This window comes from Paraburkholderia sp. 2C, assembly GCF_054589215.1.
This window is the reverse complement of the sequence record NZ_BAAILL010000032.1, coordinates 931,840-951,689: the sequence shown is the minus strand read 5'-3', so window position 1 is coordinate 951,689 and position 19,850 is coordinate 931,840. Positions and strand designations below refer to the sequence as shown.

General features: G+C 62.5%; 20 protein-coding genes and 1 pseudogene. 10 read left to right on the top strand and 11 right to left on the bottom strand.

The annotated features are described in order from the left end of the window. Nucleotides 1–199, top strand: a pseudogene (locus tag ACYPXD_RS12475) (NO-inducible flavohemoprotein); the annotation flags it as partial. 81 nt (nucleotides 200–280) lie between these two features. Here ACYPXD_RS12475 and ACYPXD_RS12470 read toward each other — a convergent pair. Then, the gene (locus tag ACYPXD_RS12470; protein WP_459711389.1) at nucleotides 281–1,510 is read right to left on the bottom strand and encodes a YbfB/YjiJ family MFS transporter; all 1,230 of its coding nucleotides are present in this window, start codon (nucleotides 1,508–1,510) and stop codon (nucleotides 281–283) included. Nucleotides 1,511–1,720: 210 nt separating this feature from the next. Here ACYPXD_RS12470 and ACYPXD_RS12465 point away from each other — a divergent pair, with 210 nt between their 5' ends. After that, nucleotides 1,721–2,401 carry an FMN-dependent NADH-azoreductase gene (locus ACYPXD_RS12465; protein WP_459711387.1) on the top strand — a complete coding sequence of 227 codons (681 nt, stop codon included), beginning with the start codon at nucleotides 1,721–1,723 and terminating at the stop codon, nucleotides 2,399–2,401. Between the two features lie 27 nt (nucleotides 2,402–2,428). On the opposite strand, the gene ACYPXD_RS12460 is transcribed toward ACYPXD_RS12465, so the two are convergent. The 5 genes from ACYPXD_RS12460 to ACYPXD_RS12440 form a co-directional block, all read right to left on the bottom strand. Beyond that, on the bottom strand, nucleotides 2,429–2,965 hold the full coding sequence (locus tag ACYPXD_RS12460; RefSeq protein ID WP_459711385.1) for an RrF2 family transcriptional regulator: 537 nt from the start codon (nucleotides 2,963–2,965) through the stop codon (nucleotides 2,429–2,431). Nucleotides 2,966–3,082: 117 nt separating this feature from the next. Then, nucleotides 3,083–4,558 (bottom strand): NCS1 family nucleobase:cation symporter-1, encoded by a 1,476-nt coding sequence (locus ACYPXD_RS12455; protein WP_459711383.1) that lies wholly within the window; start codon nucleotides 4,556–4,558, stop codon nucleotides 3,083–3,085. Nucleotides 4,559–4,761: 203 nt separating this feature from the next. Next, nucleotides 4,762–5,634, bottom strand: coding sequence for an SIS domain-containing protein (locus tag ACYPXD_RS12450; RefSeq protein ID WP_459711380.1), 873 nt, complete (start codon nucleotides 5,632–5,634; stop codon nucleotides 4,762–4,764). A 90-nt stretch (nucleotides 5,635–5,724) separates the two neighbouring features. Further along, nucleotides 5,725–6,795 (bottom strand): ABC transporter ATP-binding protein, encoded by a 1,071-nt coding sequence (locus tag ACYPXD_RS12445; RefSeq protein WP_459711378.1) that lies wholly within the window; start codon nucleotides 6,793–6,795, stop codon nucleotides 5,725–5,727. Between the two features lie 93 nt (nucleotides 6,796–6,888). Then, nucleotides 6,889–7,662: an SDR family oxidoreductase gene (locus tag ACYPXD_RS12440; protein WP_459711376.1), complete on the bottom strand. Its 774-nt coding sequence runs from the start codon at nucleotides 7,660–7,662 to the stop codon at nucleotides 6,889–6,891. 298 nt (nucleotides 7,663–7,960) lie between these two features. Here ACYPXD_RS12440 and ACYPXD_RS12435 point away from each other — a divergent pair, with 298 nt between their 5' ends. The 5 genes from ACYPXD_RS12435 (at nucleotide 7,961) to ACYPXD_RS12415 (ending at nucleotide 13,254) form a co-directional block, all read left to right on the top strand. Further along, nucleotides 7,961–9,190, top strand: coding sequence for an ABC transporter substrate-binding protein (locus ACYPXD_RS12435; protein WP_459711374.1), 1,230 nt, complete (start codon nucleotides 7,961–7,963; stop codon nucleotides 9,188–9,190). Nucleotides 9,191–9,348: 158 nt separating this feature from the next. Continuing rightward, a complete protein-coding gene (locus ACYPXD_RS12430; protein WP_459711372.1) occupies nucleotides 9,349–10,281 on the top strand; it encodes a carbohydrate ABC transporter permease in 933 nt (310 codons plus the stop codon). Next, entirely contained in the window at nucleotides 10,278–11,123 is an 846-nt protein-coding gene (locus tag ACYPXD_RS12425) for a carbohydrate ABC transporter permease (RefSeq protein WP_459711369.1), read from the top strand. The genes ACYPXD_RS12430 and ACYPXD_RS12425 overlap by 4 nt, the downstream gene beginning before the upstream one ends. Nucleotides 11,124–11,199: 76 nt before the next feature. Then, on the top strand, nucleotides 11,200–11,637 hold the full coding sequence (locus ACYPXD_RS12420; RefSeq protein ID WP_459711367.1) for a carboxymuconolactone decarboxylase family protein: 438 nt from the start codon (nucleotides 11,200–11,202) through the stop codon (nucleotides 11,635–11,637). 156 nt (nucleotides 11,638–11,793) lie between these two features. Beyond that, nucleotides 11,794–13,254, top strand: a complete 1,461-nt coding sequence (locus ACYPXD_RS12415) for a DHA2 family efflux MFS transporter permease subunit (RefSeq protein ID WP_459711365.1) — start codon at nucleotides 11,794–11,796, stop codon at nucleotides 13,252–13,254. A 185-nt stretch (nucleotides 13,255–13,439) separates the two neighbouring features. Here ACYPXD_RS12415 and ACYPXD_RS12410 read toward each other — a convergent pair whose 3' ends face one another. Continuing rightward, nucleotides 13,440–13,772 (bottom strand): hypothetical protein, encoded by a 333-nt coding sequence (locus ACYPXD_RS12410; RefSeq protein WP_459711363.1) that lies wholly within the window; start codon nucleotides 13,770–13,772, stop codon nucleotides 13,440–13,442. Nucleotides 13,773–14,007: 235 nt separating this feature from the next. Here ACYPXD_RS12410 and ACYPXD_RS12405 point away from each other — a divergent pair, with 235 nt between their 5' ends. Both ACYPXD_RS12405 and ACYPXD_RS12400 read left to right on the top strand, forming a co-directional pair. After that, nucleotides 14,008–14,745: an SDR family oxidoreductase gene (locus tag ACYPXD_RS12405; protein WP_459711361.1), complete on the top strand. Its 738-nt coding sequence runs from the start codon at nucleotides 14,008–14,010 to the stop codon at nucleotides 14,743–14,745. 99 nt (nucleotides 14,746–14,844) lie between these two features. Further along, nucleotides 14,845–15,597 carry a GNAT family N-acetyltransferase gene (locus tag ACYPXD_RS12400; protein WP_459711358.1) on the top strand — a complete coding sequence of 251 codons (753 nt, stop codon included), beginning with the start codon at nucleotides 14,845–14,847 and terminating at the stop codon, nucleotides 15,595–15,597. Between the two features lie 84 nt (nucleotides 15,598–15,681). Here the strand turns inward: ACYPXD_RS12400 and ACYPXD_RS12395 are convergent, their stop codons facing one another. From ACYPXD_RS12395 to ACYPXD_RS12385, 3 genes are all read right to left on the bottom strand, one after another. Next, nucleotides 15,682–16,503 carry an alpha/beta fold hydrolase gene (locus ACYPXD_RS12395; protein WP_459711355.1) on the bottom strand — a complete coding sequence of 274 codons (822 nt, stop codon included), beginning with the start codon at nucleotides 16,501–16,503 and terminating at the stop codon, nucleotides 15,682–15,684. A gap of 416 nt (nucleotides 16,504–16,919) precedes the next feature. Further along, on the bottom strand, nucleotides 16,920–17,393 hold the full coding sequence (locus tag ACYPXD_RS12390) for a VOC family protein (RefSeq protein ID WP_459711353.1): 474 nt from the start codon (nucleotides 17,391–17,393) through the stop codon (nucleotides 16,920–16,922). A 158-nt stretch (nucleotides 17,394–17,551) separates the two neighbouring features. Continuing rightward, nucleotides 17,552–18,031 (bottom strand): VOC family protein, encoded by a 480-nt coding sequence (locus ACYPXD_RS12385; protein WP_459711350.1) that lies wholly within the window; start codon nucleotides 18,029–18,031, stop codon nucleotides 17,552–17,554. A 255-nt stretch (nucleotides 18,032–18,286) separates the two neighbouring features. Between ACYPXD_RS12385 and ACYPXD_RS12380 the strand changes: the two genes are divergently transcribed. Next, nucleotides 18,287–18,799, top strand: coding sequence for a low affinity iron permease family protein (locus tag ACYPXD_RS12380; RefSeq protein ID WP_459711346.1), 513 nt, complete (start codon nucleotides 18,287–18,289; stop codon nucleotides 18,797–18,799). A 42-nt stretch (nucleotides 18,800–18,841) separates the two neighbouring features. Here ACYPXD_RS12380 and ACYPXD_RS12375 read toward each other — a convergent pair whose 3' ends face one another. After that, a complete protein-coding gene (locus ACYPXD_RS12375) occupies nucleotides 18,842–19,747 on the bottom strand; it encodes an alpha/beta fold hydrolase (protein ID WP_459711343.1) in 906 nt (301 codons plus the stop codon). Between the last annotated feature and the right edge of the window lie 103 nt (nucleotides 19,748–19,850).

The window sequence follows — 19,850 nt, the reverse complement described above, 5'->3', positions numbered from 1 at the left end:
AGACAGCGCGCATGACGCCGCGGGCTATCTCGACGAAGCGCGGCTGCGTGAATTCATGCCGGCTTCGAGCGATGTCGATGTGTATTTCCTTGGGCCGAAAGCGTTCATGAAGGCAATCAAGAAGCATCTGACCACGCTCGGCGTGCCGGCGGCGCAGGCACGGTATGAGTTCTTTGGGCCGGCTTCGGCGTTGGACTGACGAGTCAAACAGCGCGCGAACGATGCTCGAGTGATGTGACTTGATGCGACGGAAGAGACGCGCAGCCTGGCGTCTCTTCTTTCATTTCGCGTCCGCCGGCTGCCCAAACCTCGAACCCGCCAGGTCGACGATCACGCACATAAAAAACGCTGCCGCGCCAATCGCAAACAGCACTCGATGGCTGCCGCCGCTGCCGTTGAAAATCGACGAACAGATATAGCCGGCCGCCGCCTGAAACGCCGCGAACATAATCGTCAGGCGGCTCCATACGACGTTCTGCTGCGCGTGATTGGGTATCGCTTCATGCACGCGCGCGAGCATCAGCGGCACGATGCCAGGCGGAAAGCTGCCGATCAACAAGGCCAGCACGCCAATCGCGATGCGGTTGCTCGACGCCGCCAGCAGCGCCGCGAATACGGCCTGCGCCAGCATCACGAACCGCATGCCGCGTACGCCGCCCAGCCGGTCGGCGAGCCAGCCGTATAGCGGCGGCCCCGCAATTGCGCCGACGCCGTACAGGCTCCAGTACAGCGCGCCGACGTGGGTGCCCGCGCCGAGCCCGCGCGCGATGAAGTCGACGAGAAACACCATCGTCGGCACCACGCCGAAAGCCATCAACGAATATTGCGCAAACAGCATACGCACTGCGGCGCCGCCAGGCTGATGCGGCGCGGCGGCTTGCGCGTGGGCGTGCACCACAGCGGCATGCGCGCGAGCCGACGGCCAGGCGGTCCATGTAGCCGCCGTCAGCACGGCCGATATCACACCGAGGCCGAACCACGTCTGGCTCAGTCCGAGATTGAGCAGCAGCGGAATCACCGTGCCCGACCCGGCAATGCCGAGCCCAAGCCCAAGAAACATCGCGCCGCCCACGAGGCCCCTGCGTTCGCCGGGCACATGCGGCATCACGGTCGCGGCCACGAGCACCATCACCGCGCCGCCGGCCACGCCCGACAGCAGCCGCCACCCGAAGAACCATATGACGGAAACGGGAAAGCCGCACGCAAAGAACGCGGCGGTGACGAGCACCATCATCGCGCGCAGCGTATGTCCATTTGTCAGATGGCGCGCAAGCGGCCGGCCGGCGATTGCGCCGACCAGATAGCCCATCAGGTTTGCCGCGCCGAGATAGACGACATCGGACGTCGCGAACCAGTGCGCCTCTATCAACGGCGGCAGCAGCGGCGTGTACGCGAAGCGCGCCAGCCCGATGCTGACAAGGCTGGCGCACAGGCCCGCGAAGATATAGCGCCATGCGGATACACGCCGTTCCGTAATGGGCACATTGTTGCAAGACGTATCGGTAGACATCGATTTGACCGTTTTTCTGGAATCAGTCGCGAATCTTAGTCAGCTAAGTCAAAGATTATTAGAGCGATTTCCAGGAAGAGTGTGTTGCACACAGGCTTGCAAAAAAGCAAAGCCTGCTTTACGATTTTAAACTACGATATATGAAGTCGTAGTTAAATCATGGCTGAGTCATAGTCGAGCGGCGAATGGCCGAATATTGGAGAGGTCAACATGAAACTGTTCCATGTCGACGCGAGCGCGAAGCGCGAAACGTCCAATTCGCGCGCCCTGGCGCGATTTTTCATCGAAAGCCTGCGCTCGCAAGGCGTAGAGGTGGAAGTGGACTATCTGGACGTGTCGGTCGATACGCCGGACCACGTCACGCAGGCGTTCGCCGTGGCAACGTACCGCGCCGAACACGAGCGCACGCCTGAGATGAAAGCGACGCTCGCCGCGTCGGATGCGCTGTGCAAGCGGCTTTTCGCGGCGGACGCATTCCTGTTTGCGATGCCGATGTACAACTGGTCGATGCCCTCCACATTCAAGGCGTTTATCGACAACATCACACGCACCGATGTGACCTATAAAAAGGCGAAGAACGGTGAGCTTATCGGTCAGCTAACGCGGCAGAAAACGCTGTTCATTACGACGCGCGGCTCTGACCTGCGGCCGGGCAATCCGTATTCGTCAATGGATGCGCTGACGCCCGCGCTCAAGGCGGCGTTCAGGTTTGTCGGTGTGGACGAGCCGCGCTTTGTCGATGCGCAGCCGCTGCAGTTCTCCGATCAGGAAGCGCGCACTGCGGCTCTCGTGCGCGCAAAGGAAGAACTGGGTGGTGTCGCCGCCGAATGGGCGGCCTCGGAATATGCGCGGCCCGGCGTGGAAGCGCTAGAAGCACTAGAAGCGGCGTAAGACAAAAACGTTGTGGAAACGGCCGCTTCAGCTCGAACCGGCCCCGTTCCGATCGCGCCGCCGGTTCGCGGCACGCGCTTCGAACCACTTGACCACCTGCGGTGCAAACGCGCGTGGCGATTTGGCTAACACACGGCCGGCGATTTCCGCCAGCGTTTGTGACGCGAGCGACTCGCGCATCCGCTTTTCGGCCTGCTGCATAACCGAATGAATCGCGCACACGCCGCTCGTTGCCCAGCCAGGCGGCGCATCGTCGAATATCGCGCAGCGTTCGCGAATTTCCTTGCAATCGAACAGGCGCTTGTCGCCGTCCACCGCCAGCACGACGTCGAGCACCGAAATCTGATCGGCCGGACGCGCGAGCGCAAAGCCGCCCTTTGCGCCTTCCGTGGCGATCACGAGGCCAGCCTTGTGCAACTTCGTGAACAGCTTGGCCAGATAGTCGACGGGAACACCCTGCCATTCGGCGAGATCCCTGACGCTCGCTTCGCTCACGCCTCCGGGCTCCGTCAGGTAAAGCAGGCAATGCAGCCCGTATTCGACTCCAGTACTGATGTGCGCCATTCGTCACTCCGACTTCGTATATCGGAGTCAGGCTACCGGTTTTTGGCCGTCAATGCAATCTATGTGCCCACCGAACACTCGCACATGGCGCGACGCCCGGAAGTCGAACGCCGGACGCTAAACACGCCTTGCCGCACGCATCAACGCGACATAAGCGAGCGCGCCGGCAATCGCGCCGATCAGCCAGCCGAAATTGTTCTCGGGCAGCACATGCAGCAGTTGCGTGCACAGCTCCCAGCCGATCGAGATGCAGCCCGAGACAATCAGCGCAATCACGCCCATCCTGTTCCAGCCGCCGTCGTAGTAGAAACGGCCCTTCGGCGACATCGTGTACAGCTCGGCCGTTTGCACCTGCTGCTTCTTGACGAGATAGAAGTCGGCCATCATCACGCCGTAAAGCGGCGCGAGCACGGCGCCGAATACGCTGACGAAAATCGTGATCGCCTTCGCGCTGTCGACAAAAATCCATGGGCAGACGAGCACAGCGAGGATCGACGCGATCAGCCCGCCGCGCTTGAAATCGACATGCTTCGGGAACAGGTTCGCGATGTCGTACGCGGGCGACACGAAATTGGCGACTATGTTGATGCCCATTGTCGCGACGATAAACGTCACGCTGCCGATCACCACCGCCACCTTGTTCTGGATGTGCGCGACGATCGCAACCGGGTCCATGATCATCTGCCCGAACACGGTTGCGCTGCCCGACGTCACGATCACCGTGATGATCGCGAAGACAATGAAATTCACCGGCAGCCCGAGAAAATTACCGACCTTCATCTGCCGCTCGCTTTTCGCAAAGCGCGAGAAGTCGCCGAAATTGAGCAGCAGCGCCGCGAAATAGCTCACGACCAGCAGGATCGCGTTGCCCATCGAAGCGAGTTGCTGGCCTCCGCTCAACTCCTTGCCTCCGAGCGTGAGGCTCAGGCTGCCCAGCCCCGCCTGCGACAGAATCCACGCCATCAGCACGAACATCACCACGTAGACCGCAGGCCCGCAAAAGTCGATGAATCTGCGGATCGTGTCCATGCCGCGCTGGAAAATGATCAGCTGGAAGATCCACATAAAGAGGAAACTGACCCAGCCAAGGCCATCGAGGCGCATGAAGCTCACCTGCGTGAGCGACACCGACGCGGGAATAAACAGCACGAGCAGCGTCGCCACCGCCTTCGAGGCGAAATACGTCTGCACGCCGTACCAGACGATACCGACCACCCCGCGAATCACCGCCGCGAGGTTCGCCCCCATCACGCCCATGCTGACGCGCGCCATCACCGGAAACGGAATGCCGTGCACGTAGCTCGGCTTGCCGACCCAGTTCATCAGCACATAGACGATCAGAATGCCGACCGCCAGCGCAAGCAGCACCTGCCATCCGGAAATGCCGAGCAGAAACAGGCTTGCTGCGAACGTATAGCCGCCGACGCTGTGCACGTCGGACATCCACATCGCGAAGATGCTGTAACCGGTCCACGTGCGTTTATCATGCGGAACCGGCGCGAGGTCGCGGTTATGCAGCCGTGCGTCGGCTTGCTCAGTGGTCCCATCCAATCCGTGCGGCGTGTCGCTATCGTAGAGCGGTGACGTGGACATGGCTTCCCCTTAAGGGTTAACGACCGGTTATCTGCGAGAGACGCAGCGCGTTACGTAGTGCCATGGCGCGGTCCGCGAATGCGGAAAGGCGGGGGATGGGATCGCGTCGGAGTAAGCGTTGTATTTATGCTTGCAATATAGATTGTTTTAGTAATGCAAGCGCTTGTCCAGTCTTCAAAAATACCGGTGCGCGCAAGCAAATGTCAGCTCTGACGATCGCCGCCCGCCGCCTCCGGCTCGTGCGAAACGCGCGCGCCCGCCTCGCGCATCTTTTCGAGCGTTTTCGGTCCGAGCCGCAATGCAATGCCGATTGCGAGCGCGTCGACTATGCACAGGTGCACGAGGCGCGACACGCCCGGTGTATGCGGCTCGACCGCGTTCGGCGCGCGCAGCAGCAGCGGAATATCGACGAGCCACGCGAGCCGCGACCCGACGTTGGTCAGCGCGATCGTCGTTGCGCCGCGCTCCTTCGCAATCTGGATGCTTTCGTTCACTTCGACGCTGCGCCCCGAATGCGAAATCGCAAACGCCACGTCGCCCGGTTCCATCAGGCCTGCGTATAGTCGTTGCAGATGCGCATCGGTGAAGGCACTCGCGGCAAGGTCGAGGCGCAGCAAACGCAGCGCGGCGTCCTGCGCGACCAGCCCCGAACCCGCACCGACGCCGAAGAAATAGATGCGTCGCGCGCTCGTCAGCGCGGCAAGCGCCGCTTCGACCGCCACCGGGTCGAGCGCGCTGCGCGCATGGCTCAAACCTTCGATCGCCGCTTCGCCTACCTTGTCGAATAGCGTCTGGATGTCGTCGTTGCGCGCCACCGCCTGCGACTCGTACGGCATGCCGCCCGCAGCGCTTTGCGCGAGACGCATCTTGAAGTCGCGCAACCCGTGTGCGCCGACCGCGCGGCAAAAGCGCGTGACCGACGGCTCGGAGACCTCCGCGCGCTGCGCGATCTCGGTGATGCTCGCGCGCATCGCAAAGTCGACGTCGGCCAGCACCATGTCGGCGACCTTGCGCTCCGCGGGCCGCAGCGACGGCAGCGCATCGCGGATATGGGGAATCAGATTCGCTGCGGACACCCGCGTGTTCCTCTTGGGTTCAAGGTCAGCAATCCGCGCCGCGCGACCCGCCGTGCAACGCATGCAAAGCGGTCTGCGCGACGCACGGCGTTAGACGATCCTGCGTCCGCTCTCCGTTTCGAACAGATGCCGATGTTCAGCCGGCAGCCGCAGCGCGATGCGCTGGCCGGGCTCGAGCGCCGCACGCTCGCGGGTCGTCACGCACCACGTATTGCCGCCGACCGTGCCGTACAGATGCGTTTCCGCACCGGTCGGCTCGATCACCTCGATCGTCATCGGAATGCCGTCCTGCGCGGCGCACGTTTCGACATGCTCGGGCCGCACGCCTAGCGTCACCTTCGCGCCCGGCTGCAGCTGCTGACCTGTCAGCGGAATGCGCTCGCCGCCGGCGAGCAGCAGCGTCAGGCCACTGTCGCCGGCCACGACCTCGCCTTCGGCGAAATTCATCGACGGCGAGCCGAGAAAGCTCGCGACGAACAGATTGCCCGGCCGGTCGTACAGCTCGAGCGGACGCCCGATCTGCTCGATGCGCCCGGCGTTCATCACCACGATGCGGTCCGCCATCGTCATCGCTTCGATCTGGTCGTGCGTGACGTAAATCACGGTGTTCTTGAGCCGCTGATGCAGCGCCTTGATTTCGGTGCGCATCTGCACGCGCAGCTTGGCGTCGAGATTCGACAACGGCTCGTCGAACAGGAACAGCGCCGGCTCGCGCACAACGGCGCGGCCCATCGCGACACGTTGCCGCTGGCCGCCCGACAATGCGCGCGGCAGGCGGTCCAGATAGCCACTCAGGTTCAGCATCTTCGCGGCCGCTTCGATGCGCGGCTTGAACGCCGACGCCGATTCCTTGCGAATGCGCGGGCCGAACGCGATATTGTCGTACACCGAAAGATGCGGGTAGAGCGCGTAGCTCTGAAACACCATCGATATATTGCGCTGCTGCGGCGCCAGCGCATTGGCGCGCGTGCCGCCGATCGTCAGCTCGCCGCCGCTGATTTCCTCGAGCCCGGCGACCATCCGCATCAGCGTGCTCTTGCCGCAGCCCGACGGGCCGACCAGCACGACAAACTCGCCGTCGTCGATATGCAGGTCGATGCCGTGCACGACCTGGGTGTCGCCATATCGCTTGTAAATGCCGCTCAGTTGCACTGCTGCCATGCTGTCCTCGTCGTTGTCAGCCAGCTTTTGCCTTTGCCTGTTGCTGCTTGCAGCCGCCGTGCGCGCCGCGCCCGCTCGCTCGCTCGCTTACGCTTATAGCGATTCGAGCGTCAATTCCTCGGCCATCAGACGGTTGCCCGCCATCAGGCCGCCGTCCACCGGCAACGCCACGCCCGTAATCACGCGCGCCAGCGGCGATGCGAGAAACAGCACCGCGTTGGCGATGTCGTCGGGCGTCGCGAAGTCGCGCAGCGGGTACCACTTCTTCAGGTTCTCGAAGACCTGCGGATTCTTGTCGACGCGCGCCTGCCACGCCGGCGTCTTCACGGTGCCGGGGCAAACGATGTTCGCGCGGATGCCGTAGCGGCCCAGCTCTACCGCGAGCGCCTTCGTATAGCTGATCAAGCCGGCCTTGGCCGCGCTGTACGCCGGGTGGCCCAGCATCGCCATGCCGTTGACCGAGCCAATCAGCACGATCGCGCCGCGCTGCCGCTCGATCATCGATGCGCGCACCGCTTCAACCGTGTGGTACGTACCGTTCAGATTCGAATGCACGTCGCGCTGCCATGCGGCCGCGTCGGTCTTCGCAAGCGTCAGGCCTTCGGCCGAGCCCGCGTTCGCGACGACCACGTCGACCGGACCGGTCGCGACGGTTGCGCGCGCAACCGCATCGCGCACCGCGTCGGCTTCGCCGGTATCGACCGCAAGCGGCGTCACCTGCGCCGCGCCGAGTTCATTCGCAAGCGCCGCGAGCGGTTCCGCCTTGCGATCGAGCGCCAGCACGTGATCGCCCGCTTCGACGAAGCGTCTTGTCAGCACGCCGCCGATGCCGCCGCACGCGCCCGTCACCAGAACTACACGTTTCATCCGTTCATCCTCGCGCTTTTTATGCCGTCTGAATCATGCCCGAGGCCATGTAAATTTCCAACATATGAGATCCCGGAGACAGAAGAAAGCCAGTTGAAGCCGCCGGGCCCATGCGCTCGGACGTTGACCCATGTCGCAACAAAAAGCCCATCTTTACAGGATCTTATGCAAATGAGGCGGCTTCGAAAAATTATCGGCATCCCTACGTGACATTATTTTTTTCGTCCTGTAGGATTTTTTCAAACAATTTACCCCAAAGCGGCCGGCGACGGCAGCAGACCACCCAGGAGATAGGAAAATGTCGTTGCATGCACGTGCATCCCTCGCGCTCGGCAAGCTCGCCGTCGCGCTCACACTGGCAGGCGTCGCCATTGCGGCGCAGGCCGACACGGTCCGTGTCACGGTCGCGCACTACAGCGACCAGACGGCACCGTACTTCGAGAAAATGGCGCGCCAGTTTGAAAAGGCGAATCCCGGCACGACGATCAAGATCGAAGACGTGAACTGGGACACGCTGCAGCAAAAACTGCAAACGGACATTTCCGGCAACGCGAACGCGGATCTCGCCATCGTCGGTACGCGCTGGCTGCTCGACTTCGTGAAGGACGGCGTGGCCGAGCCGCTCGACGGCTACATGGACGCGAGCTTCAAGAGCCGCTTCATCGGTCCGTTCCTGGCTCCGGGCCAGATCGACGGCAAGACCTACGGCCTGCCGATCGCCGCTTCGGCCCGTGCGCTCTACTACAACAAGGATCTGCTCGCGAGCGTCGGCTATCCGAACGGCCCGAAGACGTGGAACGACGTGATCGACGCGTCGAAGAAGCTGAAGGCGAAGGGCATTGCCGGCTTCGGCCTGCAGGGCAAGGAAATCGAAACGGACGTCTACTATTACTACGCGCTGTGGACCAACGGCGGCGACGTGGTCGCCAAGGGCAAGGCCGCGTTCGATTCGCCGGCCGGCATCAAGGCCGCGACGCTCTACAAGACGATGATCGACGAAGGCCTCACGCAACCGGGCGTAACCGGCTACAGCCGTGAAGACGTGCAAAACCTCTTCAAGCAGGGCCGCGTGGCAATGGTGATTTCCGCGCCGTTCCTCGCGAAGCAGATCAAGAAGGAAGCGCCGAACCTCAAGTACGGCATCGATCCGCTGCCGGTCGGCACGAAGGAAGCGACGTACGCCGTGACCGATTCGATCGTGATGTTCAAGAACTCGAAGGTGAAGAAGAGCGCGTGGAAGTTCCTCGACTATCTGTTCACGAAAGAGCCGCGCGTCGAGTTCACGAGCACCGAGGGCTTCCTGCCGACCACCAAGGCCGAAGCGGCCGACCCGGCGTTCGCCGATCCGGACACGAAGGCGTTTATCGCACTGCTGCCGACCGCGCACTTCGCGCCGACCATCACCGGCTGGGAAGACACCGCGAAGGCTGTGACGAACGCGATGCAATCGGTGTATCTGGGCAAGGCGAAACCGGCTGATGCGCTGAAGCAGGCGGCAAACGAAGCCGACAAGTCTCTGGGCCAATAAGCGCCGGGCCAGTAAGCCACTCACCATGACGCCGCATCGCATGCTTTGCGCGCACGCGGCGTCGACGTCCTTGGACCTGTGCCGCCGCTCGCCGGCGGCACAGGTCATGCCGTACCCGGCCTCGCGGCCGGCGCATTTCTGACCGAACACGAGCACGCATGAGCCGTCCCGCCTCCGCTTCCGCACCCGCCGCGCTGCGCGCCTCCGGGTCCGTTTCGCCGCGCATGACCACGCCGTGGCTGCTGATCGCGCCCAGCCTGATCCTGGCGCTGTTTATCATCAGCTACCCGATCTTCAACATCGTGTATCAGTCGGTCCACGATGTCTCGCGCTTCGGCGCGATTCGCGACTTCAACGGACTGCAGAATTTCTACACCGTGTTCTCGGACCCGGTATTTCTCGACGCGACGCGCCGCACGCTCGTGTGGACCGCGTGCGTGGTCGGCGGCACCGTGCTGTTTTCGGTGCCGGTGGCGCTCGTGCTGAACCAGGATTTTCACGGCCGCGGCATCGCGCGCACGATCGTGATGCTGCCGTGGTCCGTCTCGCTGACCATGACCGCCGTGGTCTGGCGCTGGGCGTTCAACGACGACTACGGCATGGTCAACGTGACGCTGCAGCGCCTCGGGCTGATCGGTGGTCCGATTCACTGGCTCGCGACGCCCGAGCTCGCGTTTCCGGTGGAAATCGCGGTCGGCATTCTCGTGTCGATTCCCTTTACCGTGACGATCCTGCTCGGCGGTCTGTCGTCCGTGCCCGGCGATATCTATGAAGCCGCGCGCATCGACGGTGCAAGCGCCTGGCAGCAATTCCGCCAGTTGACGCTGCCTCTGCTGAGGCCGTTTATCAATATGGCGATTCTGTTGAACGTGATCTATGTGTTCAACTCGTTCCCGATTATCTGGGTGATGACGCAAGGCGGCCCCGACAACGGCACGCATATTCTCGTCACCTATCTGTACGAACTCGGCTTCCGGCTCGGCCGGCCGGGTCAGGCGGCCGCGGTGTCGCTGATCATGCTCGTGATGCTGTTCGTGTTTTCGATCGCGTATCTGCGCATGCAGCCGCAAAAGGAAGGAGACGCCGCATGAACACGAAAATGAAACGCTCGCTGTGGTGCTGGCTCGCGCTGTCGCCGCTCGTCGTGGTCGTGCTGTTTCCGTTCGCGGTGATGTTTTTCACCGCGTTGAAGCCCGCGCAGGAAGTGTTCGTCTATCCGGCGCGCTGGTTGCCGGTGCACTGGCACTGGCAGAATTTTGTCGATATGTGGGACGCGGCAAACTTCGGTGTTGCGCTGCGCAATAGCGCGGTGATCAGCTGCCTGTCGACGCTGCTCGCGCTGGCGGTCAGTCTGCCCGCCGCGTATGCGCTCGCGCGCTTTCCGTTCAGCGGCCGCAGCGTGTACCGGCAGTTTCTGCTCGTCACCCAGATGCTGTCCCCTATCCTGCTCGTAGTCGGTCTGTTCCGGCTTGCGGCGATGATCCCTTACGGCGACGGCAACCTTGTCGATTCGAAGATCGGCGTCATCGTGTCATATGCGGCGTTCAATATCGCATTTGCGGTGTGGATGCTGTCGTCGTATTTCGCGACGGTGCCGCGCGATCTCGAAGAATCGGCGTGGCTCGAAGGCTGCAGCCGGACCCGCGCGGTATTCAAGGTGTTTCTGCCGCTCGCGGTGCCGGCCATTGTGGTGACCGCGATTTTCACGTTTATCAATGCGTGGAACGAGTTCGCGGTGGTCTATACGCTGATCCGCTCGCCGGAAAACAAGACGCTGACCGTGCAGGTCACCGATATGGTGGCGGGCAAATACACCGTCGAATGGCATCTCGTGATGGCCGCTACGCTGTGTGCGACGCTGCCGGTGTCGGTCGTGTTCGCGTGGCTGCAGCGATATCTCGTCAAAGGTCTTGCACTCGGTGCGGTGAAGTAGTGGTCCGGGACGCGTTCCTCGCCTAATCTTCGTGTGTTGCGCAATCGCAGCGCACGCTCATCAGGGAGAGTGAAGCATGACATCGCGTCTCGACTTTTATAAAGCCAACCCGCACGCCATCAAGGCCATGCTCGCGCTCGAAGAGCGCATCGGCAAAAGCGGCCTCGAAAAACCGCTCGTCGAACTCGTGCGGCTGCGTGCGTCGCAAATCAACGGCTGCGCATTTTGCGTCGACATGCATAGCACCGACGCGCGCAAAGGCGGCGAAACCGAGCGGCGACTCGCCACCGTCGTCGTCTGGCGCGAAACGCCGTTTTTTACCGACCGCGAGCGCGCCGCGCTCGAATGGACCGAAGCGCTGACACTCGTGTCGCACGACCATGTGCCCGATCACGTGTGGGAAGCGGTCAAGCCGCATTTCAGCGAAGCGGAGCTCGTCGACCTGACCCTGCTGATCAATGCCATCAATGGCTGGAACCGCTTTGCGATCGGGTTCCGCAAACTGCCGGAATAACGCAGGCCTCTCGCGCGGGCGCGGTTGATCACCGCGCCCGATGACCGCGCTCATTGCATTGGCCAAAGCGCACGGTTGAACACGACACATACCCGGTACTAGACTGTCGGTTTTCCTTCAAACGAAGAATTACGCATAACGAATGGAGACCGTCGCATGACCCACAATATCGAAGGGCGCGCCCGTTGGTTGGCACTTGTCGTGCTTTGCCTCGGCGTGCTGATGATCGTGCTCGACACGACCATCGTGAATGTCGCATTGCCTTCGATCGCAGCCGATCTCGGCTTCTCCGAGACATCACTCGTGTGGGTCGTCAATGCCTACATGCTCACGTTCGGCGGCTTCTTGCTGCTCGGTGGGCGCTTGGGCGATCTGTACGGACACCGCACGCTGTTTCTCGCCGGCATCACGTTATTCACGCTGGCGTCGCTTGCGTGCGGCCTCGCGAACTCACAGGTCATGCTGGTCTGTGCGCGCGCGGTGCAGGGTCTCGGCGGCGCTGTCGTCTCAGCGGTGTCGCTGTCGCTAATCATGAATCTGTTCACCGAACCTGACGAGCGCGCCAAGGCGATGGGCGTGTACGGCTTTGTCTGCGCGGGCGGCGGCAGCATCGGCGTACTGCTTGGCGGACTCCTGACGAATCTGCTCAGCTGGCACTGGATTTTTCTCGTCAATCTGCCAATCGGCATCGCCGTGTATGCGTTGTGCGTGACGCTGCTGCCCGCGGGCCGCGGTCATGCGCACGGCGAGCGGCTCGACGTCGCGGGCGCCATCGCGGTGACCGCGTCGCTGATGCTCGCCGTCTATGCGATCGTCAACGGTAACGAAGCAGGCTGGACGTCCGCGCACACACTCGGCTTGATCGGCGTCGCGATCGTGCTGCTTGCCGTGTTCCTTGCAATCGAGGCGCGTGTGCAGCATCCGCTGATGCCGCTCGCGCTGTTCCGCATGCGCAATGTGTCGACAGCCAACGCGATCGGTGTGTTGTGGGCCGCCGCGATGTTCGCGTGGTTCTTTATCTCGGCGCTGTATATGCAGCGCGTGCTCGGCTACGCGCCGTTTCAGGTCGGGCTTGCCTTTTTGCCGGCAAATCTGATCATGGCGGTCTTTTCGCTTGGGCTTTCCGCGCGCATTGTGATGCGCTTCGGTATCCGCCGGCCGATTGGCGTGGGTCTGCTGCTCGCGGCGCTCGGGCTGCTGCTGTTTGCGCGCGCGCCAGTTGCCGGTCAGTTTGTGGTCGACGTGCTACCCGGCATGATGCTGCTCGGCATCGGCGCCGGCGTCGCGTTCAACCCGGTGCTGCTTGCCGCGATGAACGACGTCGAGCCCAGCGACTCGGGGCTAGCGTCCGGCATCGTCAATACGTCGTTCATGATGGGCGGCGCGCTCGGTCTCGCGGTGCTCGCCAGCCTCGCGGCCGCGCAGACCGGTGAGCTCGGCACGACCCAGGATGCGCGCGCCGCGCTGACGGACGGCTATCACATCGCGTTCCTGTTCGGTGCGATCTTCGCCGCGCTGGCCGCGGCGTTCGGTGCTTTCCTGCTGCGCACGGGGTCGCCGCACGAGCCGCAAGCGCAGGAGCCAAGCGAAGACCGCGCTGCGACCGATCGGGTTTAAGGAAGTTTAAAGCGGCACTGCGCCGATAAAGCCAGGCCGTTCCGCGCGGCGTCTGCTGCAACGACGACCGCGCCGGTAATTTCGACCACTTATACAGTGTCGATCCGCACGATTTTCTGATAGTGCAGCGGGCCGCGCATTGCGCTACCCGCCCGCTGCTTCGTGCTGTACACCAGCCGACCGGATCAATGTGGCCCGTTCGTGGGCTGCTCGTCGTGCGCCGATTCGAGCGGCTTGTGGGCATCGCCGCCTGAACCCGGGAAGAATGCGTTCCAGACCGCCCGTACGCCTTCGGCCGCCGCCACTTCGGCGCCGATGCCTTCGGTTTCGCCGCTCGTCGCGGGGTCTTTGCTCAAGCCGCGCCAGTGCGTAAACACGAGCGGCGGCTTTTCGGTCCACTCGCCCTCGGCAAAACGCGCGAATGCCGTTTCGCCGCTCGCCAGCTGCACTTCGTACCATCCCTCACGCACCGGCTTGTATTCGTCTAACGGAAACCACTCGGTCGGATCAATTTCCATATCGTCCCTCTTTCGGTTCGTCGGTCATCACGGGTGCTACACCACTGCCGCCAGTATGCATTGTACGTGCGGAAAAGGTCGGCTTCGCGATCGCCCCGCCATTTGCAGCCGAAAATTCACGCCGGCAAACATATCCAATTCCTTCGAACAAGAGCGCCAACCTGTTCGCACGTCATTCCACGTCCCGACGACCACAATTCCCTTCACATCGAACGCAGTTTCATAGGAGAACATCATGAATCGCTTTGAAGGAAAGACCGTACTCGTGACCGGCGGCAACAGCGGAATGGGCCTCGTCACTGCGCAGGCTTTTGCGGCCGAAGGCGCGCGCGTGGTCATTACCGGTCGCGACGAAGCTTCGCTCGCCGCGGCTGCGCAGACGCTCGGCGAAACGGCGCTTGCCATCCGCAATGACGCGGGCTCGGCCGCCGGGGCGCGCGAACTCGCAGAGCGTCTGGCCAACGAGGACGTGCGGCTCGACGCGGTGTTCATCAACGCCGGCGTCGCGAAGTTCGCTGCATTCGCGGACGTCGCGGAATCGATGTGGGACGAGTCGTTCAACATCAACGTCAAAGGTCCGTATTTCCAGATCCAGGCGCTGACGCCGCTGCTCAATAAAGGCGCCTCGATCGTGCTCAACGGTTCGGTCAATGCGCACATCGGCATGCCGTCGTCGTCGGTTTATGCGGCGAGCAAGGCCGCGTTGATCTCGCTCGCGAAGACGCTTTCGGCCGAGCTGCTGCCGCGCGGCGTGCGCGTCAATGTGGTGAGCCCGGGCCCGGTCACGACGCCGCTGCATACGAAGCTTGGTTTCGATGACGATACGCGGGAGCAGATTCGCAATCAGATTCCGCTCGGCCGCTTCGGCCATTCAAGCGAAATCGCGTCGACCGTGCTGCATCTGGCGTCGCCGGAGTCGGGCTTTATCGTCGGCACCGAGATCGTGATCGATGGCGGGATGATCCAGCTGTAAGCGTTCAACTCGATGCTGCGTGTTACGGGCATACTTCTGACTCGACAATCACACCCTGCAAGCGCCGGCTTCGCGGCCGGCGCTGTCGAGGAGAAGAATGTGCGGCAGAGAACCAACGAATTCGGTCAGCCGATCGGCTTGCCGCTCGCAAACTGGCAAGGCGTGTCAAAGCCCGACGGCTCGACGCTGACGGGCCGCTACTGCCGGCTCGAGCGCCTCGATGCCGAGCGGCATGCGGATGAACTGTACGACGCGTACGGGCAGGCGCCCGATGCGCGCGACTGGACCTATCTGAGCGTGGGACCATTCGATTCGCTCGACGCGTTCCGCGCGCACCTCGCGCGCATTGCCGCGATGGCGGACCCGTTTCATTACACGGTGATCGACTTGGCGACAGGCAAGGCGGTCGGCACGCTCGCGCTGATGCGCATCGACGCGAGCAATGGCGTGATCGAAGTCGGCTTCGTCACGTTCTCGCGACTGCTGCAGAAAACCCGCGCCGCCACCGAAGCGATTTATCTGCTGATGCGTTACGTGTTCGACACGCTTGGTTATCGCCGCTTCGAATGGAAGTGCGATTCGCTCAATGCGCCGTCGCGAACCGCCGCGTTGCGTTTCGGTTTCACGTTCGAGGGGATTTTCCGTCAGGCCATCGTGGTTCACGGGCGTAATCGCGATACCGCGTGGTTTTCGATTATCGACAGCGAATGGCCCGCCATTCGCGCGGGCTTCGATGCATGGCTCGAGCCGGCGAACTTCGATGCGCGCGGAAACCAGCAACGCAAACTTGCTGACTTGATCGAGGCGCAACGCGGCGGGGCGGCCGGCGGCACGACCATGCCATCGCGCTGATGCGCACATCACGGGCACGCCTTGGCGAGCGAGGCGCTTCTCCCGCCTCGCTTCATCTGCACCGCACAGCGGCCGGGTTCGGGCTCAGCCCTTGATGAACTCGAGCAGGTCCGCGTTCACCTTGTCCGCTTGCGTCACGCACATGCCGTGCGGCGCACCCGGATACACCTTCAGCGTCGCGTTCTTGACGATCTTCGCCGACAGGCGGCCGGCTGCGTCGATCGGCACGATCTGGTCGTCGTCGCCGTGCAGGATCAGCGTCGGCACGTCGATCTTCTGCAGATCCGCCGTGTAGTCGACTTCCGAGAACTCCCTGATGCACGCGTAGTGGCCGACGATGCCGCCGCTCATGCCCTGCCGCCAGAACTCGTCGATCGTGCCCTGCGAGACCTTCGCGCCCGGACGGTTGTAGCCGAAGAACGGCAACGCGAGGTCCTTGTAGAACTGCGAACGGTTGTCCGCGACGCCTTTACGAATGCCGTCGAACACGTCCTTCGGCAGGCCACCCGGGTTTTTCTCCGTCTTCAGCATCAGCGGCGGCACCGCGCCGATCAGCACCGCTTTCGCGACACGCTTCGTGCCGTGACGGCCGATGTAGTGCGCGACCTCACCGCCGCCCGTCGAGTGTCCGACGAGCACCGCGTCTTTCAGGTCGAGATGCTCGATGACGGCGGCGAGATCGTCCGCGTACGTATCCATATCGTTGCCGTTCGCCGTTTGCGACGAGCGGCCGTGACCGCGGCGGTCGTGCGCGATGACGCGAAAGCCCTGTTGCACAAAAAACAGCAATTGCGGATCCCACGCGTCGGCATCGAGCGGCCAGCCATGCGAGAAGACAATCGGCTGCCCACTGCCCCAATCCTTGTAGAAGATCTGAGCGCCGTCTTTGGTCGTGACCGTATTCATCTATTAGCTCCGTGCTGGTGAAAAACTACTGACGAGAACCGCGTGCCGGCCCATGAAAAAGCGGGCACGCTGCCCGCTCGCCCCAGGCCGACGCGTGGGGCGATGCGATGCTTCGAATTGCGGGGTTCATCGGGCGGTCATATGCCGCCGGTCGATACGGACGGAAACGCGGCACACACCGCGTGATCATGCCGGGCGCTCGCACGCTGAAGATGCGACTTCGCGTACTGCGCGACACCGGTGAATCGGTTTGCTGATTATGCCGGGGATTTTTTTGCGCTGCATATAAGCCAATGGTTTATATGCGTTGCGCGTGCGGCGACGCCGTGGTGCCGTCATTGAGCGGTGAAGGCCGCGTCGGTTTGCGGTAGACGTGTTGCGCCGGCGGCCACCTATCAATACGAACGCGCCACGCGCTAGCGGCTGTCGTATGCTTTTTGCAGCGCCGCGATATCGAGCTTCACCATGCTCATCATCGCTTGCATGGCGCGCTTCGATTTCTCGCGGTCTTGGTCCTGCAGGATGCTGAGCATGATGGTCGGCACGATTTGCCAGGACACCCCGTAGCGGTCGGTCAGCCAGCCGCATTGCACCGGTGCGCCGCCTTCGACGAGCTTGTCCCACAACGTGTCGACTTCCGCCTGCGTTTCGCATTTGACGAACATCGAGATGGCCGGCGAGAACGTGTACTGCGGTCCGCCGTTGAGGCCCACGAATTCGCGTCCCTCGAGCTCGAACGTCACCGTCAGCACCTTGCCGGTCTGACTCGGGACAGCGTCGTTGTAGTACGACGTCTCGACGATGCGGCTGTTCCTGAACACCGATACGTAGAACTTCGCCGCCTCTTCGGCCTGGCCGTCGAACCAGAGACATGGGGCAATCTTGTCCATCGAGCCTCCTTTGCTTGCCTGGGATTGATCGTTCAATTGCTCGATCGTTTGATCGGATCGAATCGCCTCGCGGGCGGTTTCGCTCACGAGGCGGCAGCGGCGGCGCTCACGTCACGCGCCGCCGCCCTGCATTTATCGATAGAGCCGCCGCGCGCCGCTCACTGCCGCGACTTCATCATCTCCTGCATCGCCGCCTGCATTTCCTCAGGCGAGAGGTCGACCTTGTGCGTCGCGACCGACCAGCGGTGCCCGAACGGATCCTCGAGCTGGCCATAGCGGTCGCCCCAGAACATGTCGGCAGCGGGCATCGTGACCTTCGCGCCGGCCTTCTCCGCCTGCGCAATGGTTGCGTCGACATTGTCGACGTAGAGATGGATCGTGACGGGCGAGCCCTTCAGCGCTTTCGGGCCCAGGCCACCGCCGCATTCGGGCATTTCGTCGGCGATCATCAGCGTCGAATCGCCGATCTTCAGCGATGCGTGCATCAGTTTGCCGCCTGGCCCCGGCATCCGGACCTGTTCGACCGCGTTGAACGCTTTTTTGTAGAAATCGATCGCATCGGCCGCGCCGGCGCAGACGATATGCGGGGTCAGCGAGTGCATGCCTTCGGGGATAGTTCTTGTGGCTGGCTTGGACATAGTCGTGGCTCCTGTCTATCGATGAAAAATGAATAGGGTAGCGAAGCGTCACCGGACACCGTGGCTTCATCACGACGACGAGTAGGCCACCGCCATATCGACATAGGCAAGCGGAAATTTTTCATGCCCTGGCGATCGCGGCGCTTCGATACGCGTGCATGCGCCGCAATGCTGCGCCGCAACGGACGGCCCGGCACATAATATGCGAGGCATGAGCGGACACCTGGTTTTCGTCTTGCCGATGAGAGGTATCTCGTGACCAAAAACTGGTTTTCGCAATTCTCGACCGCGCTCTCGACCATGGCGGGCAGGCCGGTTACGTTCGCGATCGCGGTCGTGCTGGTGGTGGTGTGGGCCGCGAGCGGCCCGTTGTTTCACTTTAGTGACACATGGCAACTCGTGATCAACACGTCCACCACGATCGTCACGTTTCTGATGGTGTTTTTGATTCAGAACACGCAGAACCGCGACACCGCGGCGATGCAGATCAAGCTCGACGAACTGATACGCGCGCTATCGGGCGCGCATAACGCCCTGCTCGACCTCGAAGAGCTCGGCGAAAAGGATCTGACGCGGTTTCGCAAGCGTTATGAGCAGCTTGCGGAAGAGGCGCGCGGTGCGCTGCGCTCGGGCGGCACCGATACCGATTCGCCGTTTGTCGAGAATCGGCCGGATAACGCGGATCAAAACGACGAACAGAAAAAGCTGCGGCCCCACCTTTCCGATGCCGAGCGGGAACACGAGAAACCGCGCGAGGAAAACCGCTAGCGGAACACAGGCCGCTGCCGATTCCGGCGCGGCCCGCGCCGCTCACGCGGACATTGTTCGGAGCAGCTTGTCGATCGCGATCGCGATTTCGTCGACGTGCGTTTCGAGCGCGAAATGCCCGGTGTCGAGCATCTCGACCGTTGCCTGCGGATTGTCGCGCCGATAGGCGTCCGCGCCCGGTGGGATAAAGAACGGATCGTGCTTGCCCCAGATGGCGAGCGTCGGTGGGCGGAAATCGCGGAAGAACTTCTGGAATGCTGGGTACAGCTTCAGGTTCGATGCGTAATCGAGGAACAGGTCGAGCTGAATTTCCTTGTTGTTGCCGCGCTCGAACAGGAAGGTGTCCAGCGCGTACGTTTCGGGCGCGATTGCATCGGGCTCCTTTACGCCATGCACATATTGCCAGCGCGTTCCTTCGAGCGTCAGCACCGCATCGCGCACGACCGCACGGTTTGCTTCCGTGGGTTCCGACCAGTATTTGCGAATTGGCTGCCACGCGTCGCCGAGCCCTTCCTCATACGCATTGCCGTTCTGCGAGATCAGCGCGGTCACGCGTTCCGGATGCGCAAGCGCCAGCCGGAAGCCGACCGGTGCGCCGTAGTCGAACACGTAGAGCGCGTAGCGCGTCAGCTTCAGTGCCGCGACGAATGCATCGACCGTTTTCGCGAGGTTGTCGAACGTGTGGCGGTAGTTGCGTTCGGCCGGCACGGTCGTGAAGCCGAAGCCGGGCAAGTCCGGCGCGATCACGCGATAGCGCGACGCCAGACGCGGCATCAGTTCGCGGAACATCAGCGACGACGTGGGGTAGCCGTGCAGCAGCAATAGCACCGGCGCATCGGCGGGGCCCGCTTCGCGGTAGAACACGTCGACGCCGTCGGCTTCGATGCGCTTCGTCATGACACGTGGAATAGCGGGCAATCCGGCTTGCTGCAGATCTGCTGTCGACATGAAGGGCTCCGGGGCCTTTGGGCAGGTTTGTTCAGGTTGCGTGCGTTAACCGGTTAACCGGTTAACCGCGATTCGTGAAACCGTTAAATTATATTAATCTCGG